Origin of the sequence: Microbacterium sp. (assembly GCF_047607465.1) — a bacterium.
Classification (GTDB): domain Bacteria; phylum Actinomycetota; class Actinomycetes; order Actinomycetales; family Microbacteriaceae; genus Microbacterium.
Genome location: NZ_JASGCY010000041.1, coordinates 1 through 18,608 on the forward strand (window position 1 = coordinate 1; position 18,608 = coordinate 18,608).

19 protein-coding genes are annotated in these 18,608 nt (G+C 69.8%); 12 read left to right on the top strand and 7 right to left on the bottom strand.

From position 1 onward, the window contains the following. The 3 genes from fdxA to QM568_RS05170 form a co-directional block, all read left to right on the top strand. The coding region (fdxA, locus tag QM568_RS05160; protein ID WP_415136510.1) for a ferredoxin at positions 1–263 on the top strand (263 nt) is incomplete at its 5' end. Between the two features lie 3 nt (positions 264–266). Further along, positions 267–1,379, top strand: coding sequence for a succinyldiaminopimelate transaminase (gene dapC, locus QM568_RS05165; protein ID WP_415136512.1), 1,113 nt, complete (start codon positions 267–269; stop codon positions 1,377–1,379). A 156-nt stretch (positions 1,380–1,535) separates the two neighbouring features. Further along, positions 1,536–2,831: a citrate synthase gene (locus QM568_RS05170; protein WP_415136514.1), complete on the top strand. Its 1,296-nt coding sequence runs from the start codon at positions 1,536–1,538 to the stop codon at positions 2,829–2,831. 587 nt (positions 2,832–3,418) lie between these two features. On the opposite strand, the gene QM568_RS05175 is transcribed toward QM568_RS05170, so the two are convergent. Continuing rightward, positions 3,419–4,798, bottom strand: coding sequence for a DEAD/DEAH box helicase (locus QM568_RS05175; protein WP_415136516.1), 1,380 nt, complete (start codon positions 4,796–4,798; stop codon positions 3,419–3,421). A gap of 213 nt (positions 4,799–5,011) precedes the next feature. Continuing rightward, on the bottom strand, positions 5,012–5,965 hold the full coding sequence (gene dapD / locus QM568_RS05180; protein ID WP_415136518.1) for a 2,3,4,5-tetrahydropyridine-2,6-dicarboxylate N-succinyltransferase: 954 nt from the start codon (positions 5,963–5,965) through the stop codon (positions 5,012–5,014). Between the two features lie 66 nt (positions 5,966–6,031). Between dapD and dapE the strand changes: the two genes are divergently transcribed. The 4 genes from dapE (at position 6,032) to QM568_RS05200 (ending at position 9,692) form a co-directional block, all read left to right on the top strand. Continuing rightward, positions 6,032–7,105, top strand: coding sequence for a succinyl-diaminopimelate desuccinylase (gene dapE / locus QM568_RS05185; RefSeq protein WP_415136520.1), 1,074 nt, complete (start codon positions 6,032–6,034; stop codon positions 7,103–7,105). Further along, on the top strand, positions 7,087–8,304 hold the full coding sequence (locus QM568_RS05190; RefSeq protein WP_415136522.1) for a hypothetical protein: 1,218 nt from the start codon (positions 7,087–7,089) through the stop codon (positions 8,302–8,304). The genes dapE and QM568_RS05190 overlap by 19 nt, the downstream gene beginning before the upstream one ends. Positions 8,305–8,398: 94 nt before the next feature. Then, entirely contained in the window at positions 8,399–8,572 is a 174-nt protein-coding gene (locus QM568_RS05195) for a DUF3117 domain-containing protein (RefSeq protein WP_415136524.1), read from the top strand. Positions 8,573–8,771: 199 nt separating this feature from the next. Beyond that, on the top strand, positions 8,772–9,692 hold the full coding sequence (locus QM568_RS05200) for a hypothetical protein (RefSeq protein ID WP_415136526.1): 921 nt from the start codon (positions 8,772–8,774) through the stop codon (positions 9,690–9,692). A gap of 308 nt (positions 9,693–10,000) precedes the next feature. Here the strand turns inward: QM568_RS05200 and QM568_RS05205 are convergent, their stop codons facing one another. Next, entirely contained in the window at positions 10,001–10,636 is a 636-nt protein-coding gene (locus QM568_RS05205) for an O-methyltransferase (RefSeq protein WP_415136528.1), read from the bottom strand. 89 nt (positions 10,637–10,725) lie between these two features. Between QM568_RS05205 and QM568_RS05210 the strand changes: the two genes are divergently transcribed. Next, the gene (locus tag QM568_RS05210) at positions 10,726–11,115 is read left to right on the top strand and encodes a Sec-independent protein translocase TatB (protein ID WP_415136530.1); all 390 of its coding nucleotides are present in this window, start codon (positions 10,726–10,728) and stop codon (positions 11,113–11,115) included. 48 nt (positions 11,116–11,163) lie between these two features. On the opposite strand, the gene QM568_RS05215 is transcribed toward QM568_RS05210, so the two are convergent. The 4 genes from QM568_RS05215 to QM568_RS05230 are packed head-to-tail and all read right to left on the bottom strand — an operon-like array spanning position 11,164 to position 14,552. Next, positions 11,164–11,646 (bottom strand): YcxB family protein, encoded by a 483-nt coding sequence (locus QM568_RS05215; RefSeq protein ID WP_415136532.1) that lies wholly within the window; start codon positions 11,644–11,646, stop codon positions 11,164–11,166. A gap of 1 nt (position 11,647) precedes the next feature. Beyond that, on the bottom strand, positions 11,648–12,766 hold the full coding sequence (locus QM568_RS05220) for an Mrp/NBP35 family ATP-binding protein (RefSeq protein WP_415136534.1): 1,119 nt from the start codon (positions 12,764–12,766) through the stop codon (positions 11,648–11,650). Further along, on the bottom strand, positions 12,763–13,290 hold the full coding sequence (locus tag QM568_RS05225; RefSeq protein WP_415136536.1) for a DUF1003 domain-containing protein: 528 nt from the start codon (positions 13,288–13,290) through the stop codon (positions 12,763–12,765). Before QM568_RS05225 ends, QM568_RS05220 begins: the two co-directional genes overlap by 4 nt. Further along, a complete protein-coding gene (locus QM568_RS05230; RefSeq protein ID WP_415136538.1) occupies positions 13,290–14,552 on the bottom strand; it encodes a magnesium transporter MgtE N-terminal domain-containing protein in 1,263 nt (420 codons plus the stop codon). The genes QM568_RS05225 and QM568_RS05230 overlap by 1 nt, the downstream gene beginning before the upstream one ends. A gap of 87 nt (positions 14,553–14,639) precedes the next feature. Between QM568_RS05230 and QM568_RS05235 the strand changes: the two genes are divergently transcribed. The 4 genes from QM568_RS05235 to QM568_RS05250 all read left to right on the top strand — a co-directional run bounded on the left by QM568_RS05235 (position 14,640) and on the right by QM568_RS05250 (position 18,606). Further along, on the top strand, positions 14,640–15,317 hold the full coding sequence (locus QM568_RS05235; protein ID WP_415136540.1) for a general stress protein: 678 nt from the start codon (positions 14,640–14,642) through the stop codon (positions 15,315–15,317). Beyond that, a complete protein-coding gene (locus QM568_RS05240) occupies positions 15,283–15,984 on the top strand; it encodes an alpha/beta family hydrolase (protein ID WP_415136542.1) in 702 nt (233 codons plus the stop codon). Before QM568_RS05235 ends, QM568_RS05240 begins: the two co-directional genes overlap by 35 nt. Before the next feature lie 15 nt (positions 15,985–15,999). Continuing rightward, positions 16,000–17,178: a MalY/PatB family protein gene (locus tag QM568_RS05245; protein ID WP_415136544.1), complete on the top strand. Its 1,179-nt coding sequence runs from the start codon at positions 16,000–16,002 to the stop codon at positions 17,176–17,178. A 315-nt stretch (positions 17,179–17,493) separates the two neighbouring features. After that, positions 17,494–18,606 carry a Fic family protein gene (locus QM568_RS05250; RefSeq protein ID WP_415136546.1) on the top strand — a complete coding sequence of 371 codons (1,113 nt, stop codon included), beginning with the start codon at positions 17,494–17,496 and terminating at the stop codon, positions 18,604–18,606. Positions 18,607–18,608: the final 2 nt, after the last annotated feature.

Sequence of the window (18,608 nt, forward strand, 5' to 3'; positions counted from 1 at the left end):
AGTGTCCTGTCGACTGCATCTACGAGGGTGAGCGGTCGTTGTACATCCACCCCGACGAGTGCGTGGACTGCGGAGCGTGCGAGCCCGCCTGCCCGGTCGAGGCGATCTACTACGAGGACGATCTGCCAGAGGAATGGCAGGACTACTACAAGGCGAACGTGGAGTTCTTCGACGAGATCGGCTCTCCCGGAGGAGCGGCGAAGACCGGCGTCATCGCCCACGACCACCCCATCATCGCCGCGCTCCCGCCACAGGGCGAGTGAGCGGTGAGCGTCCGCGACCTCGCCGACTACCCCTGGGATGCGGTGATCCCTTACCGTGAGCGCGCCGCGCAGCATCCGCAGGGCCTGGTCGATCTCTCCGTCGGCTCTCCGGTCGATCCGACCCCCGAGGTCGTGCGCCGCGCCCTCGCAGAGGCGACGGACGCGCACGCCTATCCTCAGACGGTCGGGACCCCGGCGCTGCGCGAGGCGATCGTCGACTGGTACGAGCGGCGTCGTGGCGTCTCCGGTCTGAGCGTCGACGACGTGCTGCCCACGATCGGTTCGAAGGAGCTCGTCGCGCTGCTGCCGACCCTGCTCGGCCTCGGCGGCGGCGACATCGTCGTGCACCCCTGCGTGGCCTATCCGACCTACGAGGTGGGCGCCCGCGTGGCGGGAGCGGCCCCGGTCGCCCTCGATGACCCTGCGCAGTGGCCGGAGGGCGCGAAGCTCATCTGGATCAACACGCCAGGCAACCCCGACGGGCGCACGTGGAGGATCGAGGAGCTGCGCGCGGCCGTCGAGCGGGCGCGCGAGCTCGGTGCCGTCCTCGCGAGCGACGAGTGCTACGCCGAGCTCGGTTGGGAGGGGCAGTGGGCGAGCGCTCCGGTGCCCTCGGTGCTCGATCCCCGGGTGACCGGCGGTTCGCGCGCCGGTCTGCTGAGCGTCTACTCGTTGAGCAAGCAGTCGAATCTCGCCGGCTACCGCGCGGCCTTCGTGGCCGGATGCGCGAAGATCGTCGGCGAGCTGCTCACCGCGCGCAAGCATCTCGGGCTGATGCCTCCGGCGCCCGTGCAGCACGCGATGGCCGTGGCCCTCGGCGACGACGAGCACGTGCGCGCGCAGAAGGAGCTCTACCGTGAGCGCCGCGATCTGCTCAAGCCCGCCCTGCAGGCCGCCGGATTCCGCATCGACGGGTCCGAAGCGGGGCTGTACCTGTGGGCCACGGAAGGGCGCGACGCGTGGGAGAGCATGGGCCGGCTCGCCGGGCTCGGCATCCTCGCCGGCCCCGGGCCGTTCTACGGGGCCCACTCCGCCGATCACGTGCGGCTGGCGTTGACGGCTCCGATGGAGCGCATCGCCGAGGCGGCGCGGCGGCTCTCCACGGTTGGACTGTAGTTTCCCTCAGCGGGAGCGGCGCTTCTCTTGGCGGATGTCACAGTGGGTCTGGGTGCCTACTAGGCTGTAAAGGCGATTCGGTCGTGTGACGCGACCAGGCGTTCAGCGCCGCATGATCGCCACTTCGGCTTGATCGACACTCTTGAGGAGGCCCGCGTGAGCGCAGGGGCAGAGCAGCAGGCTTCGGCGAAGCTGACGATCGGTGACAAGACGGCGGAGTTCCCCGTCGTCACGGGAACAGCCGGAGTCGACAGCATCGACTTCTCCACGCTGACGAGGCAGACCGGCTACACCGCTCTCGACTACGGCTTCGTCAACACGGCGTCGACGAAATCGTCGATCACGTTCATCGACGGCGATCAGGGGATCCTCCGCTATCGCGGATATCCGATCGAGCAGCTGGCCGGCACCACCAGTTACCTCGAGGTCGCCTGGCTGCTCATCTACGGCGAGCTGCCGACGGCTTCCGAGCTCGCGGAGTTCGACGAGAAGATCCGCCGCCACACGCTGCTGCACGAGGACCTCAAGCACTTCTTCTCCGCACTCCCGCACACCGCGCATCCGATGTCGGTGCTCTCCTCGGCGGTCGCCGCACTGTCGACCTATTACGAGGGCCAGACCGACCCGCACAACCCCGAGCACGTCGAGCTCAACACGATCCGCATGCTCGCGAAGCTCCCGGTGATCGCCGCCTATGCGCACAAGAAGGCGCTCGGACAGGCGTTCCTCTACCCCGACAACTCGCTGAGCTTCGTCGACAACTTCCTCAAGCTCAACTTCGGCGTCCACTCCGAGCCCTATGAGATCAACCCGGTGATGTCGAAGGCCCTCGAGCTGCTGCTGATCCTGCACGAGGACCACGAGCAGAACGCCTCCACCTCGACGGTGCGTCTGGTGGGATCCACCGGCGCGAACCAGTTCGCGTCGATCTCGGCCGGCATCCAGGCGCTGTCGGGGCCGCTGCACGGCGGGGCGAACGAGGCCGTGCTCACGATGCTCGCGCAGATCCGCGACTCCGGTCAGAGCGTGTCCCGCTTCGTCGAGCGCGTGAAGAACAAGGAAGACGGCGTGAAGCTCATGGGCTTCGGGCACCGCGTCTACAAGAACTACGACCCGCGCGCGAAGCTCGTCAAGGCCGCCGCCGACGAGGTGCTGACCTCGCTCGGCGTCTCCGATCCGCTGCTCGACCTCGCCAAGGAGCTCGAGGAGCTCGCCCTCGCCGACGACTATTTCCGTGAGCGTCGGCTCTACCCGAACGTCGACTTCTACACCGGCGTGATCTACAAGGCGATGGGCTTTCCCACGCGCATGTTCACGGTGCTGTTCGCGATCGGGCGCCTTCCCGGCTGGCTCGCCCAATGGCGCGAGCTCAACCTCGACCCGCAGACGAAGATCGGCCGACCCCAGCAGCTCTACACAGGCTCGCCGGAGCGCCCGTTCATCCGCCCCTGAGGCGGAGGCGAGAAGAGCGGATGCCGGTCGGCATCCGCTCTTCTGCGTTCTTGCGGGGTTCCTGTTGTGGTCTGGGTTCCTGCCGTGGTCTGGGTTCCTGTCGCGCTCTTGGTTCCTGTTGTGCTCTGGGTTCCTGCCGCGGTCTGGGTTCCTGTCGCGCTCTGGGTTCCTGTTGCGCTCTGGGTTCCTGTAGTTCTCTAGGTCCCTGTTGTTCTTGGGGAACCTGTTGTGGTCGGGGTTCCCGTTGCGGTGTGGCTTTCTGCCGTGGTCACGCGGACCCCTCGCGCTGTCGTTTTCTCCACGCGCTGTCGTTCTTCTCGTCGCGCTGTCGTTCTCCGCTCGCGCTGCTCGAATAACAACAGCGCATGCGAAGAACAGCCGCGCGACGCGAGGATGAGCCGCGCGACGCGAGGATGAGCCGCGCGACGCGAGGATGAGCCGCGCGACGCGAGGATGAGCCGCGCGACGCGAGGATCAGTAGCGCGAGGCGAGGATCAGTAGCGCGAGGATGACCGGGGTGCGTCAGGAACAGTAGCGCGACGTCAGGAACAGCAGCGCGACGTCAGGAACAGCAGCGCGACGTCAGCTCAGCGGGCGCGCGAGGGACGACCGCCCTGACCACGGTTCTGGCGCTGATCGCCGGTCGAGGATCCGGATCCGCTCTGTCCGCCCGATGCGGACCGGCGCCGGCGGCGGCGTGCAGGCGGGTTCGCGGAACCGGCCTTCTCCCCTCCGGCGGGGCGCTGCCTTGGCGCGCCCTGGCGCTGCACCGGCTGCGGCGGAACCGGGCGCACGTGCGGAGCACGCTCGGGAACGAGCTCGGCGACGGCATCCGTCGTGAGGTCCTCGAGAGTGACGGCGATCTGCGCCTTGCGCAGCAGATCCTTCACGTCGCGGCGCTGGTCGGGCAGCACGACGGTGACCACAGTGCCTGCGGCGCCGGCGCGGGCGGTGCGTCCCGAGCGGTGCAGGTAGGCCTTGTGCTCCACGGGCGGGTCCACGTGCACGACGAGCTCGACCTCGTCGACGTGCACGCCGCGCGCGGCGACATCGGTCGCGACGAGCACACGCACGCCGCCGTCGGCGGGATCGGAGGAGAACGCGCCGAGGTTGCGCTCGCGGGCGTTCTGCGAGAGGTTGCCGTGCAGGTCGACGGCGGGGATGCCGGAGGCGGTGAGCTGCTTGGCGAGCTTCTTCGCCTGGTGCTTGGTGCGGGTGAAGAGGATCCGGCGCCCGGTGCCAGAGGCGAGGTCGCGCACGAGGACGGTCTTGTTCTCGGCGGAGTCGACGACGAGTACGCGGTGGGTCATCTCGCCGACCGGCACGCTCGCCTCGTCGACCTCGTGGCTCACCGGGTTCACCAGGAAGCGCTTCGCGAGGGTGTCGATGCCGCGGTCGAGCGTGGCGCTGAAGAGGAGGCGCTGACCGCCCGCGGGCGTCGCCTGCAGGATGCGGGTCACCCCGGGGAGGAAGCCGAGATCGGCCATGTGGTCGGCCTCGTCGAGCACGGTCACCTCGACCGCGCTCAGGCGCACGATCTGCTGCTTCATGAGGTCTTCGAGGCGCCCGGGGCACGCGACGACGATGTCGACGCCGCCCGCCAGGGCGCGCTCCTGCGGACGCTGGCTGACGCCGCCGAAGACGGTGGTCACCTTCAGTCCGAGTGCCTCGGCCAGAGGGGTCACGGTCGCCGCGATCTGCGTGGCGAGCTCGCGAGTGGGCGCGAGGACGAGTCCGCGCGGCAGACCAGCGCGGCGCGTGCGGCCGGAGGCGGCGAGGCGCGCGACGAGCGGAAGCGCGAAGGCGATGGTCTTGCCGCTGCCGGTGCGGCCGCGGCCGAGGAGGTCGCGACCGGCGAGGGAGTCGGGAAGCGTGTCGCGCTGGATGGCGAAAGCCTCGGTCTTGCCGGAGGCGGAGAGGACGGATGCGAGTTCGGCGGGCACGCCGAGTTCGAGAAAAGTAGGCATAGCAGAGTGCTCCATCGGTGCGCGATCAGGGTTGAGGTGGGCGACGGCGGAGAGACCGCATCGGTTCGCCGTTCGAAAGGCCAGACGGATGCTGGTGGTGGGGGCGCTCGGCCCGCGTTCGGTCCTCAGAGACCCCGTGACGACGACGATGTTGCTCGACTGGCGGTACAAGCAACCTCCCCATCCTATCAGGTGGGAGGTCGTGGCGCCCGCTCAGGCGTGCAGCGCCTCGTTCAGCGTCACGCCGACGCCAGCGCGGCGGACGGCCTCGACGGCGCCGCTGAGCGAGTTGCGCCGGAACAGGATGCCGTTGTGGCCCGAGAGCTCGGCGCCCTTGACCGTCTGCTTCCGCCCGTCCGCCGTGACAGGACTGTCGGCCAGCACGATTTTCGTGCCGGCCGTCACGTAGAGGCCGGCTTCGACGACGCAGTCGTCGCCGAGCGAGATGCCGACGCCGGCGTTCGCACCGAGCAGCGTGCGCGAACCGATCGACACCCGGTGCTGCCCGCCGCCCGAGAGCGTGCCCATGATCGAGGCGCCCCCGCCGATGTCGCTGCCGTCGCCGACGACGACCCCCTGCGAGATGCGGCCCTCCACCATCGAGGCGCCGAGTGTGCCGGCGTTGAAGTTCACGAAGCCCTCGTGCATCACTGTGGTGCCGGGGGAGAGGTGCGCGCCCAGGCGCACGCGTGAGGCGTCGGCGATGCGCACACCCGCGGGCTGGACGTAGTCGGTCAGACGAGGGAACTTGTCGAGCCCCTGCACCTGGATGCCCGCACGCTGCAGCAGCGGGCGCAGCCGGTTCGCGTCGTCGGGGTGCACGGGGCCGGCGTTCGTCCACGCGACGTTCGGGAGGTGCCCGAAGATGCCGTCGAAGTTCAGTCCGTTCGGACGGACGACGAGGTGCGAGAGGGCGTGCAGGCGCAGATAGGCGTCAGCGGTCGAGGCGGGGGCCTCGTCGAGGTCGATCACGAGATGCGCGATCTCGACGGTCACGTTGCGGCGCTCATCGGGGCCGACGAGCGGCTCGAGCGCTGTCCGGGCAGCCTCCACCGCCGCAGCATCCGGGGTTCCCACGCCCACCTCGGGGAACCAGGCGTCCAGCACGGTGCCGTTGCCGGCGATGGTCGAGAGTCCGGTACCCCATACGGTGCGCGTGTCAGCCATGCCATCCACGCTAGCGCGCCGGTGCCGGCGAGCAGGCGAATGTGTCGTGCTGGGTAGGCTGGATGCATGGTGCTCGATCTGACCTCGTCCTCCGTCGACCTCACCCGCGCGATCTGCGACATTCCGAGCGTCTCCGGCGATGAGAAGACGCTCGCCGACCAGATCGAGCAGGCGATCTCGGCCTTCTCGCATCTCGAGGTGATCCGTCACGGCAACACGATCGTCGCCCGCACGAATCTCGGCCGTGCGCAGCGCGTGGCGATCGCCGGGCACATCGACACCGTCCCGATCAACGACAATCTGCCGACGAAGATCATCGAGATCGACGGCGAGGCCCACCTCTGGGGCCGGGGCACCGTCGACATGAAGGCGGGCACCGCCGTGCAGCTGGGGCTCGCCGCGGAGCTGACCGACCCCGCGATCGACATCACCTGGATGTGGTACGACAACGAAGAGGTCGAGGCTTCGAAGAACGGCCTCGCGCTGCTCGCCGCTGCCCGTCCCGACCTGTTCGTCGCCGATTTCGCCATCCTCGGCGAACCTTCCGACGGCGAGGTGGAGGGCGGATGCAACGGCACGATGCGCGCGATCGTGCGCACCCGCGGCGTGCGTGCGCACTCCGCGCGCGCCTGGATCGGCGAGAACGCGATCCATCGTGCGGCGCCGATCCTGACCAGGCTCGCCGAGCACCGCACCGGAGAGGTCGAGGTGGAGGGGCTGCTGTACCGCGAGAGCCTCAGCGCGGTGCGGATCACCGGAGGCGTCGCGGGCAATGTCATCCCCGACTACTGCGAGGTCGAGGTGAACTACCGGTTCGCGCCGAGCAAGACCGCGGCCGACGCCGAGGCGTACCTGCGCACCCTGCTGGATCGCTTCGAACTCGAGATCACGGATGCCGCGGAGGGCGCCCGCCCCGGGCTCGACGCCCCCATCGCCCGGCAGTTCGTCGAGGCGGTCGGCGCCAGTCCCCGCCCGAAGTACGGCTGGACGGACGTCGCACGGTTCTCGGCGCTCGGCATCCCCGCCGTCAACTACGGGCCGGGCGATCCGCACCTCGCTCACCACGACGAGGAGCGGGTGCCGCTCGCGCAGATCGACGCCGTCGAGAACGGCCTGCGCGCATGGCTCAGCTCGCGTTGAGGGCCCTGCGCGGCTGGGCGAGGACGCCGCACGCGACCCGCATCGCCGTCATCTACCTGGGCGCGCGCGTCGTCACCACCGTCTTCCTCCTCATCGCCGCGTCGCAATCGACGTCCCTCTCCCGCTTCGGAGCCCAGCCAGGGCTCGGCGCCTTCGTGCTCGGGTGGGACGCGCAGTGGTACTGGTCGGTGGCCGTGTACGGTTACCCGACGACGCTCCCGCTCACGGACGGCGGAGAGGTCGCCGAGAACACCTGGGCGTTCATGCCGCTGTACGCATATGCGTCCGAGATCCTCGGCGCGCTCTTCGGTTCCTGGGCATCCGGCGCGCTGATCATCTCGCTCGTCTCGGGATATCTCGCCTGCCTCGTCCTGCATCGCCTGCTGCGGCGTCGGTTGGGGTGCTCCGCCGCGACCTGGGCGGTGATCCTGTTCGCCTCGAGTCCGCTGGCGGCGATGTTCCAGGTGGCCTACGCGGAGTCGCTCTTCCTGATGCTGCTGTTCCTCGCCCTCGAGACCGTGGCGACGCGGCGCTACGCCTGGCTGTACGCACTCATTCCGCTCCTGGCATTCACGCGCCCTGGCGTGCTCGCGTTCGCGCTCTTCCTGGGGTTGCACGGCATCGTGCGCCTCGTCCGCCGTCGCGAGGAACCCCTCCTCACGAGCCACGTCGTGCACATCATCGCTGCCGGAGCGCTGGCGACGCTCTGCGGATTCTCGTGGCAGGCGATCGCGGCCATGGCGACGGGGGATCCTGGCGCGTACCTCGCCACGGAGCTCGCCTGGCGGCGGCACTGGGTCGCCGGGGGCGTCGACGCGTTCGTGCCCTTCGAAGGTTGGGTGCAGGCGGCGCAGTTCTGGTTCGCGCAGTGGGGGATGCCGGCGGACTGGGGCGTGGCGGCGCTGGTGCTGCTCGTGGTCGGTGCCGCGGCGGTGCTGGTCCGGGCGAAGCCCGTCCGCGCGCTGGGTGCGGACATCCGTCTGTGGAGCGCGAGCTATTTGCTGTACCTGCTCGCGGTGTTCTTCCCGCAGTCGAGCACGTTCCGGCTGCTGCTCCCGCTGAGTCCGCTGTGGGGTGCGTTCGCCGTGCCGCGGTCGCGGTGGTGGAGGCTCGGCGTGCTGGGGGCGTGCCTGGTCGGCCAGGCGGTGTGGATCCACGCCGTGTACGCGCTCGGCAACACGTTCTGGCAGGTGCCCTGAATGTTAAGGATTGACGCATTTCGCACCATGCGATCTCCGGGCATCAGCCGCAGCAGATAAACTGGTGCTATACCACCGAGCAAAAGGAGCCACGATGGCAGCGATGAAGCCGAGGACCGGAGACGGACCCATGGAGGCCGTGAAAGAAGGACGACTCATCATCGTGCGAGTCCCGCTCGAAGGCGGAGGACGCCTCGTTGTCTCCGTGAACGACGCTGAGGCGAAGGAGCTCCACGACGTGCTCGCCGCCGTCGTGACCGCCGCCTGACGCCCAGAACTCCCAGAGGGAGGGCGGTGGATCCCGGATCCGCCGCCCTCCCTCTGCGTTCGCCTGACCACGCGTCGTGCGCCTCGCGAACCGTCGCAAACGGCGGGTGAGGGGCGTGTCGACCCACCATTCGTGACGGCTCGGCGCACGTTGTGGATAACTCGCGCGAACGGATGCGCCTCCCGGCCATGATCGGAGGATGACCAGGCCAGAGGATCTCCCCGCGTATCTGGCAGACTCGGCGTTCACGACGCGCACCGGTGCACGCGCAGGGCTGTCGCGCAGCCGATTGCGCGCGGCTGACCTCACGAGACCGCATCACGGCGTACGGGCGGTGGGCCTCGATCTCTCCGACTACGTCGATCGTTGCCGGGCCGCCGCGGTCGCTGCGGGGGAGCGCGCAGCGGTGAGCCACGTCTCGGCTCTGGTGCTCTGGGGCGCGCCGGTGCCGTCCGGCGTCGTCGGCGAGCACGCCGCGATCCATGTCACGACCGCGAGCGGGCGCATCCGGCGTCCGGGGATCGTGGGGCACGAGGGCGCGGAGCCGTCGCAGTTCGTGCAGGCGCCGATGGGGGTGCGCGCGATCGCGCCGGCGGTGGCGTGGTGCCAGTATGCGGCCGACGCGGACTTCGTCAGCCTGGTGGCGATCGGCGATTTCCTCGTCACGGGACGGCGTCGCGGACGACGCCGCGAGCGCGCGATCTGCACCATCGAAGAGCTTCGGCAGGCGGTGGCGGATCACGGTGCGAGACGCGGAGCACGGATGCTCGCACGCGCGCTGTCCGCGATCCGTGAAGGAGTCGATTCGCGACAGGAGACGGAACTGCGTCTACTGCTCGTCGATGCCGGACTCCCCGAGCCGGCGATCGGAGTGCGGGTGGCGACGCATCTCGGGGAGCTCGTGCCTGACCTCGCCTACCCCGGGGCGCGGGTGATCCTCGAATACGAGGGAGATCATCATCGGACAGACCGCAGGCAGTGGCGGTCGGACTTCGAGCGGGTCCGGGCGTTCCAGCGCGCTGGCTGGATCGTCATCCGCGTGAACGCCGATGACCTCGCCGACGCCAGAAGGCGCGCGAGCCTCGTCGCCCAGGTCCGCGATCTGCTCGCGCGTTCCTGAGCCGCCGCCACCCCGGTCCGTGGTCCCGCTCGCGCTCCGCGTACCTCGCGAGGCGTCGGGAATGGTGGGTGTGGGGGCTGCGGACCCTGCGTTTGTGACGGTTCGGAGGAGCGTCGCGGCTCGGGGAGTGGTGCGGGGCGGGGAGTGGGGTGTGGCGGGTCGGGGTGAGCCGTCGGGAATGGTGGGTGTGGAGACCGCGAACCCTGCGTTTGCGACGGCTCGAGGGGAGGGGGGAAGGCGGGGACCGGGGGCGGGGTTCGGAGGGAGTGGCGCGTGGCCGGGGGCCGCGGAGAGCGGAACCGGGGGCGTCAGTCGGTCTCGACGGCGACGAGCTGGAGCAGGCCCTCGCCGGAGGCGGAGAGCGTGGCCAGCACCGCCGGGGAATCCTGGGTCTCCTGCACCAGAGAGCGGTAGGCCGATGTCACCTCGTCGCGCTGCACGGGATCGGCGACGCGACCGCCGGCGAGAATCCGGGGGACGAGCACCATCCCGCCCGTGCGCACGAGGCGCAGGCCGTGCTCGACGTACTCGATGACGTTCTCGGGATCGGCGTCGACGAGCACGATGTCGTAGGAGGCCTCGTTCATCCGCGGCAGCACGTCGGCCGCGCGCCCCGTGATGAAACGGGCCTTCGTGGCGGGGATGCGCGCCTCGGCGAAGGCCTGGCGGGCGGCGGCCAGATGCTCGGGCTCGTTGTCGATCGAGGTGAGCACCGCCTGCGGCGCTCCGCGGAGGAGCCACAGGCCGGAGACTCCGGCTCCGGTGCCGATCTCGACGATCGAGCGGGCCGCCGTGGCTGCGGCGAGAACGGCGAGCTGCGATCCGAGAGCGGTGCTGACGGGCGCGGCGCCGAGCTCGATCGCGTGCGCACGAGCGCGGGCGATCGATGCCGGCTCCACGATGGACTCGCGGATGAATCGCGCGTTCGCGTCGTGCTCGCTCATGACCCTGATTCTCCCACTCGGATGTGTTTCTTCTCAGCGTATGGTCTCGGTGCGCGGCAGGAGGCGAGGCGCGGCGGTAGCCTGGACAGATGCAACTCGGGATCTCGTTCGAGAAGATTCTGCTGATCGGTCTGATCGCGGTGCTCATCATCGGGCCCGAACGGCTGCCGAGATACGCGGAGGGGTTCGCCAAGCTCGTCCGCCGGGGAGGCGAGCTGCTACGGGACACGAAGTCGCGAGTGCGCGAGGAGATGGGTTCCGAGATCGATGACGTCGACTGGCGCAAGCTCGATCCGCGGCAATACGACCCGCGTCGCATCATCCGCGACGCCCTCTTCGACGATGCACCCGCATCGGAACCCGCCAAGGAGCAGGCCATCGCCGAGCCTCCGTCCGCAGCCACCGCGGTGCGCCCGCCGCGCGAGCGGCACGAGTTCTCCCGCTCCAGCCCGCCGCCGTACGACTCCGAGGCGACATGATCCCGGCGCCCTCGGCACCGGGATCGATCGGACGCCGACGTCTTCCGATCAGCCGATCTTCGCGCGCAGCTCGCCGATCTGCTCGTCGGTAAACAGCGCGCGCGGAACGGCGGACACCGCGGCCATGCCGCGCAACTTCAGCAGGAGGGCGGCGCGACCGGCGCTGATGCGCCGGAACTCGTCATACGGCATCGTCGAGATCCGCTTTCCCGACCCGACGGTCAGCGCGTGCGGGTCGGTCTCGGCACAGACGACCGTCCCGGGAGGCATGGCGTGGCGCACGGCGTTGCGGGCACCGGAGATGCTCGCCAGCACGGCGAAGCCGGCGAGGGCGACGACGAGCACCGGCATGAGCGGGGCCAGGGTGCCGGCATCCGATCCCCGAGCGGTCGCGTTCACGATCGCCGTCGCGAGCGCTGCGACCAGCAGCACCCACATCCCGAGTGCCAGCGGACGGGTCAGCGAGTAGGTCGCGGCGTCGCGCGCCATGCGCCGCAGCAGCGCTTCGTCCATCGTCACAGAAGAGGACATATCAGCTCACCCTCACCGGCAGGGGCCGACCGGAGAGGCTGCGACGGCGCGTGCCCAGTGTGCGCGCGAGGTCGTCGATGGCGATCGCCGCGGCATCCGTCGGCTCGCTGATGACGACCGGGACGCCGGCATCGCCGCCTGCCCGAAGCGCCGGGCTCAGCGGGATCGATGCCAGCAGCGGCACCTGCTCGCCGGCGGAGAGCGCGTCGGCGACCGCCTGGCCCCCACCCGATCCGAACAGGTCGACGACGGTGCCGTCGGGGAGGGCGAAGGCGGCCATGTTCTCCACGACCCCGATCACCTTCTGCCCGGTCTGCCTGGCCACCAGCCCGCTGCGGATCGCGACATCGGATGCCGCCGCCTGCGGAGTCGTGACGACGAGCACCTCGGCGTGCGGGAGGATCTGGCCGATCGAGATGGCGATGTCCCCGGTGCCCGGCGGCATGTCGATGAGCAGGACGTCGAGGTCGCCGAAGAAGACGTCGGTGAGGAACTGCTGCACGGTGCGGTGCAGCATCGGCCCCCGCCACGCCACGACGGCCTCGCCGTCGCGGAGGAACATGCCGATCGAGATCGTCTTCACGCCGTGCGCGACCGGGGGCAGCATGAGGTCGTCGATGCGCGTGGGCTGCGTGCCCGCCGGGATGCCGAGGAGGCCGGGGATCGAGAAGCCGTGCACGTCGGCGTCGACGAGGCCGACCGCGAGGCCGCGCCCCGCGAGGGCGACGGCCAGATTCGCCGTGACCGTCGACTTGCCGACGCCCCCCTTGCCGCTGGAGATGAGGATCACGCGCGTCAGCGAGTCGGGCCCGAACGGCATCTGTCGGGCGGGTCGCCCGTCGCGCAGCCTCTCGGTGAGCGCCGCGCGCTCGGCGGGCGTCATCACACCCACCTGCACCTCGACCTCGTCGACGCCGGGGACGGATGCCGCGGCCGCCCGCACGTCGGACTCGATGCGCGCCGCCGCCGGGCAGCCGACGATGGTCAATGCGATCGACACCTGCGCCCGGCCGCCGTCGACGGCGACATCGCGCACCATGTCGAGCTCGCCGATGGGTCGGCGCAGTTCCGGGTCGGTGACCGCCGACACCGCCGCGCGGACCGCATCGGAGAGCGTCATCGCGACACGTCGCCGGACTCGTCGCGTCCCTCGCGCTCCTCGATCTCGGCGAGCAGCGCCTTGAGCTCCTGCCGCAGCACATCGCGGGTGACCGCCTGCGTGTTGCGCTCCTCGAGCGACATCCGAAGTGCCACGATCTCGCGCGCCAGGTACTCGGTGTCGGCGAGGTTCCGCTCGGCCCGCTGGCGGTCCTGCTCGATCTGCACACGGTCGCGGTCGTCCTGACGGTTCTGCGCGAGCAGGATGAGGGGTGCTGCGTACGAGGCCTGCAACGACAGGATGAGGGTCAGCGCGGTGAAGCCGAGGGCCGCCGAGTCGAAGCGCCACCAGCCGTTCTGCTCGGCGATCACGGTGTACCCGATCCAGAGGAAGCAGAACAGGGTGAGGATCGTGAGGAACGTCGGGGTGCCCATGGCGCGAGCCACCCACTCGGTGAACCGTCCGAAGCGGTCGCGCGACTGCGGCCGCTGCCTCGCGGTCGTGCGTCCCAGGGGTGCGTCCAGGCGCGGGCTGTTCTTCGCCATCAGCCGACCTCCGCCGTCCTGGTGTCTTCCTCGTCGTGCGTGCGCCAGTCGTCCGGCAGCAGGTAGTCGAGCACGTCGTCGACGCTGATGGCGCCGACGAGGCGGTGCGCGGCGTCGATGACGGGAAGCGAGACGAGGTCGTAGCTGGCCAGCAGCCTCGCCACCTCGGCGGCCGACGCCGTCACGTGCACTGGTTCGAGGCTGTCGTCGACGATCGCGCCGAGGCGCTCGTGCGGGGGGTAGCGCAGCATCCGCTGGAAGTGGACGACGCCGAGCAGGCGCCCGGTGGGCGTCTCGAACGGAGGCAGCGTGACGAAGACCGCAGCCGCGAGCGCCGGGTGCAGCTCGTGGCGGCGGATGAGAGCGAGGGCCTCGGCCACCGTCGCGTCCGCCGACAGGATGATCGGCTCCGGCGTCATGAGGCCGCCGGCCGTGTCGGGACCGTAGCGCAGCAGCATCCTGACGTCCTCGGCCTCTTCGGGCTCCATCAGGGCGAGCAGGTGCTCCAAGCGCTCCGGGGGGAGCTGCGCGAGAAGGTCGGCGGCGTCGTCGGGCTCCATCTCGTCGAGCACATCGGCGGCGCGCTCATCGCCGAGCCGGTCGAGGATGTCGACCTGGTCGTCTTCGGGCATCTCCTCGAGGGCGTCGGCGAGACGATCGTCGGAGAGCTCCTCGGCGACCTCGATGAGACGCTGCTGCGGCAGATCGAGTAGGGTCGTGGCGAGGTCGGCGGCGTGCAGCTCGGAGTACGAGGCGACCAGCTGCTCGGCCGACTGCGACTCGCCGGGAGCGCGCTGCTCGTCGACATCTGCCCAGGCGGCGAAGGTCGTCGGACCCTTGGCGAACGGCGACGCGCTCGTCTTCGGCCGCCGAAGGAACAGCTGACCGATCGCCCACTCGCCGAGGCGGTTCGGCTCGATCGCGATGTCTTCGATCACGGCCGATCCCGAGCCGTCGGCGAGGTTCACCCGGCGCCCCAGCATCTCGGCGAGGATGCGCACCTCACCGGCGCGCGGCGAGAAGCGGCGCACGTTGATGAGACCGGTGCTGATGACCTGACCGGCCCGGATGGAGCTGACCCGCCCGATCGAGAGGAACACCTGACGGCGCCCTGGGATCTCGACCACGAGGCCGATCACGCGGGGGGCTGCGGTACTTCGGTACACGACGACGACATCCCGGACCTTGCCGAGCCGGTCGCCCACGGGGTCGAAGACGGCGCAGCCTGCCAGGCGCGCGGCGAATACCCGTTGTGTGCTCACCGCTCCAGCGTAGTCCGCGACCCCGCAGGATTCGGTGCAGGTTGCAGTACCAGCCGGCGCAGATGCGCAGCATGGAACAATGGCGTGATGAGTATGATGAATCGTCCTGCAGCAGGTGCCGACACCGGTGAGGTGGTCGCCACGATGCGCGACTACGAGAGCGCGCAGAAGACGGTGTCGAAACTCATCGCGGAGGAGGTGCCTGCGCGGGACATCGCCATCGTCGGCCAGAGCGTGCGCACCGTCGAGAAGGTGACTGGCCGCCTCGGGTACGCCGCCGCGGCGCGGTCGGGGGCGATCAACGGCGTGCTCATCGGCCTCTTCCTCTCGGCGATCCTCGTGCTCGGCAACCCCGACGTGCCCATGCAGCTCTTCGTCGGATTCGTGTTCATCGGCGTCGCGCTCGGCATGCTGCTGAGCCTCGTCAGCTACGCGGTCGTGCGCCGTCGGCGCGATTTCGCCAGCGTGACGCAGTTCGCCGCCGAGCGCTACGAGATCACGGTGCAGCCGGCCTCCGTGGCCAAGGCGCGTGGCGTCCTCGGCACCGCACGGCAGACGACGCCCGTGCGGCCGCCGGTGAACCTCGACGAGCCGCCCAAGTACGGCGAGCGGATCCCGGCGCCCGGCGCGCCGGCGCCCGCACCGCCGGTGATCCCGCCGCGTCCGGCCGACCCCGCCCCGGCGCCGGTCGAGCAGTCCGCTCCGCCGGTAGAGCAGTCCGCTCCGCCCGTTGAGCAGCCCGCGTCCGACGACAGGTCGCAGTGACCGGCATCCGCTCGTGAAGGTCCCGATCCCCGTCGAGCTGCCCGCGGGCGTCGTCGAGGTCTCGGCCGACTGGGAGCCGGGGGCGGGGCGTCCCGCCCTGATCGTCGCGCACGGCGCGGGCGCCGGCAAGGATCACCCCTTCCTCACGGGTTTCACCGAGGCGCTCGGCGCCCGCGGGTTCGGCACGCTTCGCTTCAACTTCCCGTACGCGGAGCAGGGGAGACGGATGCCGGGGCCAGCCGCGCACGCGATCGCCGCCTGGCACGCCGTCGTCGGGTTCGTCAGGGAGCAGGACCCCGACGTCGCCGTCTGGGCGATCGGCAAGTCCTACGGCGGACGCATGGCGTCGATGGCCGTGGCCGAGGGACTCGAGGTCGCGGGGCTCGTCTACCTCGGCTATCCGCTGCACGCGCCGGGCAAGCCCGAGAAGCCGCGCGCCGAGCACCTGCCCGCCATCGTCGTGCCGCAGCTGTTCATCGAGGGCACGAACGACCCGTTCATCCAGCCCTTGGCGCAGTTCGACGAGGTCGTCGCCGGCTGCCAGGACGTGACCGTCGTCTGGGTCGAGGGCGGCGGGCACACCTTCGAGGTGAAGGGGCGGCGGCGCCCGGCATCCGAGATCGGGTCATCGTTGGTCACATTCGTCTCGGATTTCGTGACCCGCTGACACCATGAGAGGTGTATGTGCACCTCAACTGACTTCGACGCGATCTCCATCGATCAGCTCCGTGCGGGCGGCAGCTACAAGTGGACAACGCATCCCGACGCCATCGGCGCCTTCATCGCCGAGATGGACTTCGGCCTCGCGCCCGCCATCGGCGATGCGCTCGCCGCGGCGGGGCCTACGCTCGTCGGCTATCAGACTCCGGAGCTCATCGAGTCGCTGGGGGCTGCGACCTCGCGCTGGCTCGCGGACGCCTACGGCTGGCAGGTGCCGGCCGAGCGCGTACGCCCCGTCGGCGACGTGCTCATCGCGCTGCGGGCGACGATCGACCACTACACGCGCCCGGGTTCGAAGATCATCCTGCCCACCCCCGCGTACATGCCGTTCCTGAAGATCCCGCCGATGCACGACCGCGAGATCATCGAGGTGCCGCTGCTCGTCGAGGACGGCCGCTACGTCTTCGACCTCGACGGCATCGACCGCGCCTTCGCCGACGGGGGAGGGTTGCTGATCCTGTGCAATCCGTACAACCCGGTCGGACGCGTGTTCACGCGCGATGAGCTCGCCGCCGTCTCCGAGATCGTCGAGCGTCACGGCGGACGGGTGTTCGCCGACGAGATCCACGCCCCGCTGGTCTTCGCCCCGCACCGCCACGTGCCGTACGCGAGCGTGAGCGCGGCGGCTGCGGCGCACACGATCACCTCGACCAGCGCGTCGAAGGCGTGGAACCTGCCAGGGCTCAAGGCGGCGCAGGTCGTCTTCACGAACGACGCCGACGCCGCCGTTTGGGCGACGCCGGTGGTCACCCGCAACGAGCTGCTCGCGAGCAACCCGGGGATCATCGCCAACACCGCCGCCTACGAGCACGGGCGGGCCTGGCTCGCCGAGGTGCACGCGTACCTCGACGGCAACCGCCGCGCGCTCGCCGACCTCCTCGCCGCGCACATCCCCGGGATCGGCTATCAGCCGGCCGAGGGCACCTACATCGCCTGGCTCGACGCGCGCTCTCTCGGCATCGAAGGCTCGCCCGCCGACTTCTTCCTCGAGCACGCGGGGGTCGCCCTGACCGACGGACTCGCGTGCGGTGCGGCTGGCGAGGGTTTCCTTCGCTTCATCCTCGCGACCCCGCGCCCGATCATCGAGCAGGCCGTCCGGCAGATGGCCGCGGCCCTCGCACGGCGCGCCGTCGCCGTGTGACGGGTTGCTTTCGGCGGGAAAACAGAGACCGAACGGATGCCGGGCGGCGTGTCGCACCCATGACACGCCGACCGGCATCCGGATGATCCGGGTTTTCCCGCGGCGGCCCGGCGGCGGGTTCAAGGTCGAGATCGTCGCCGATGCCGAGAATCATCGATGAAACTAAGGTTTAGGTGATCTAAAGCTTGGAAATGCGTGTCATACTCGGGCATGGACTCCGTCGAGAAAGGTCGCGCTGAGAGGAACTGGCCTGCGCATACCGTCGAGAATCTCCCGTGGAGACAGCAGTCCCGCGCAGGCACCAGGGCCGACCGGATGCTCTCGTCGATCGATGCGTCGATTCCACCACTGATCTCCTCGCTCGACTACGTGCCTCCGGTCGACACCGTCGTCGCGATGGAAGGAGCTCTGCTCGCGGTGGCGCAGGCCGACACCGATGCCGAAGGGCATTCGGCTGCGATGAGTCGCTTCATGATCCGATCCGAATCCGTCGCGTCGTCGAAGATCGAACGCATCACCGCATCCTCATTGGACTATGCCAAGGCGCTCGCAGGAAATCGTTCGAACTCCTCCGCCACGAGCATGGTGGCCGCGAGCGCAGCACTCCACGCTCTTGTGGCCGCCGTTGCCGAGTGCGGACGCTTTCAGCTCGACGACCTCTTGGCGGCGCATCGCGCGCTGATGGCGGACGATCCCGCTGAGGCCCGCTTCGCCGGACGTCTGCGGGACCTGCAGAACTGGATCGGAGGGAGCGACTACTCGCCACGCGATGCTCTGCACGTGCCGCCTGCTCCCGGTCGGGTCCCGGAGTTGATGGATGACCTCATCTCCTACCTCAATCGCGACGACATCCCCGTCATGGTTCAAGCCGCGATCGGGCACGCGCAGTTCGAATCGATCCATGCGTTCACCGACGGCAACGGACGGATCGGCCGTGCTCTCGTGTCCGCTGTGCTGCGCCGCCGTGGGGCCACACGCAATGCCGTGGTCCCGTTGGCCAGCGGCCTTCTCGCCAGGCGCGAGGAGTACTTCTCCACGCTCGGCGACTATCGGAGAGGCGATCCCGCGCCACTGATCGGGCTGTTCTCTCGATCCGCGCACGCAGCGGCGGTCTGCTCACGCGATTCCATCGCACGCATCAAGGCGCTGCCTGGTGAGTGGGCAGCGGAACTACGACCGCGCGCCGGGTCTGCGGTCGCAGCCCTGATCCCGGCGTTCTACGACCATCCCGTCATGGCGGCCTCCGAGATCGAGCAGCACTCAGGCTCCTCCGAGCAGCAGACCTACAAGGCGATCGCCAGGCTCGCGGAAGCGGGGTTCATCCAGGAGATCACCGGACGAAAGCGCGATCGGGTCTGGGTCGCGGCCGAGCTGCTGGCGGAGCTCGACGACCTGGACCGGCGTATTCACGAGCGGACGACGCCGTGACC

Bases quoted from the DNA above. Each gene is read 5' to 3' on its own strand.
- QM568_RS05175 (WP_415136516.1), bottom strand. From the start codon at position 4,798: ATGCCTACTTTTCTCGAACTCGGCGTGCCCGCCGAACTCGCATCCGTC.
- dapD (WP_415136518.1), bottom strand. From the start codon at position 5,965: ATGGCTGACACGCGCACCGTATGGGGTACCGGACTCTCGACCATCGCC.
- dapE (WP_415136520.1), top strand. From the start codon at position 6,032: ATGGTGCTCGATCTGACCTCGTCCTCCGTCGACCTCACCCGCGCGATC.
- QM568_RS05190 (WP_415136522.1), top strand. From the start codon at position 7,087: ATGGCTCAGCTCGCGTTGAGGGCCCTGCGCGGCTGGGCGAGGACGCCG.
- QM568_RS05195 (WP_415136524.1), top strand. From the start codon at position 8,399: ATGGCAGCGATGAAGCCGAGGACCGGAGACGGACCCATGGAGGCCGTG.
- QM568_RS05200 (WP_415136526.1), top strand. From the start codon at position 8,772: ATGACCAGGCCAGAGGATCTCCCCGCGTATCTGGCAGACTCGGCGTTC.
- QM568_RS05205 (WP_415136528.1), bottom strand. From the start codon at position 10,636: ATGAGCGAGCACGACGCGAACGCGCGATTCATCCGCGAGTCCATCGTG.
- QM568_RS05210 (WP_415136530.1), top strand. From the start codon at position 10,726: ATGCAACTCGGGATCTCGTTCGAGAAGATTCTGCTGATCGGTCTGATC.
- QM568_RS05215 (WP_415136532.1), bottom strand. From the start codon at position 11,646: ATGTCCTCTTCTGTGACGATGGACGAAGCGCTGCTGCGGCGCATGGCG.
- QM568_RS05220 (WP_415136534.1), bottom strand. From the start codon at position 12,766: ATGACGCTCTCCGATGCGGTCCGCGCGGCGGTGTCGGCGGTCACCGAC.
- QM568_RS05225 (WP_415136536.1), bottom strand. From the start codon at position 13,290: ATGGCGAAGAACAGCCCGCGCCTGGACGCACCCCTGGGACGCACGACC.
- QM568_RS05235 (WP_415136540.1), top strand. From the start codon at position 14,640: ATGAGTATGATGAATCGTCCTGCAGCAGGTGCCGACACCGGTGAGGTG.
- QM568_RS05245 (WP_415136544.1), top strand. From the start codon at position 16,000: ATGTGCACCTCAACTGACTTCGACGCGATCTCCATCGATCAGCTCCGT.
- QM568_RS05250 (WP_415136546.1), top strand. From the start codon at position 17,494: ATGCTCTCGTCGATCGATGCGTCGATTCCACCACTGATCTCCTCGCTC.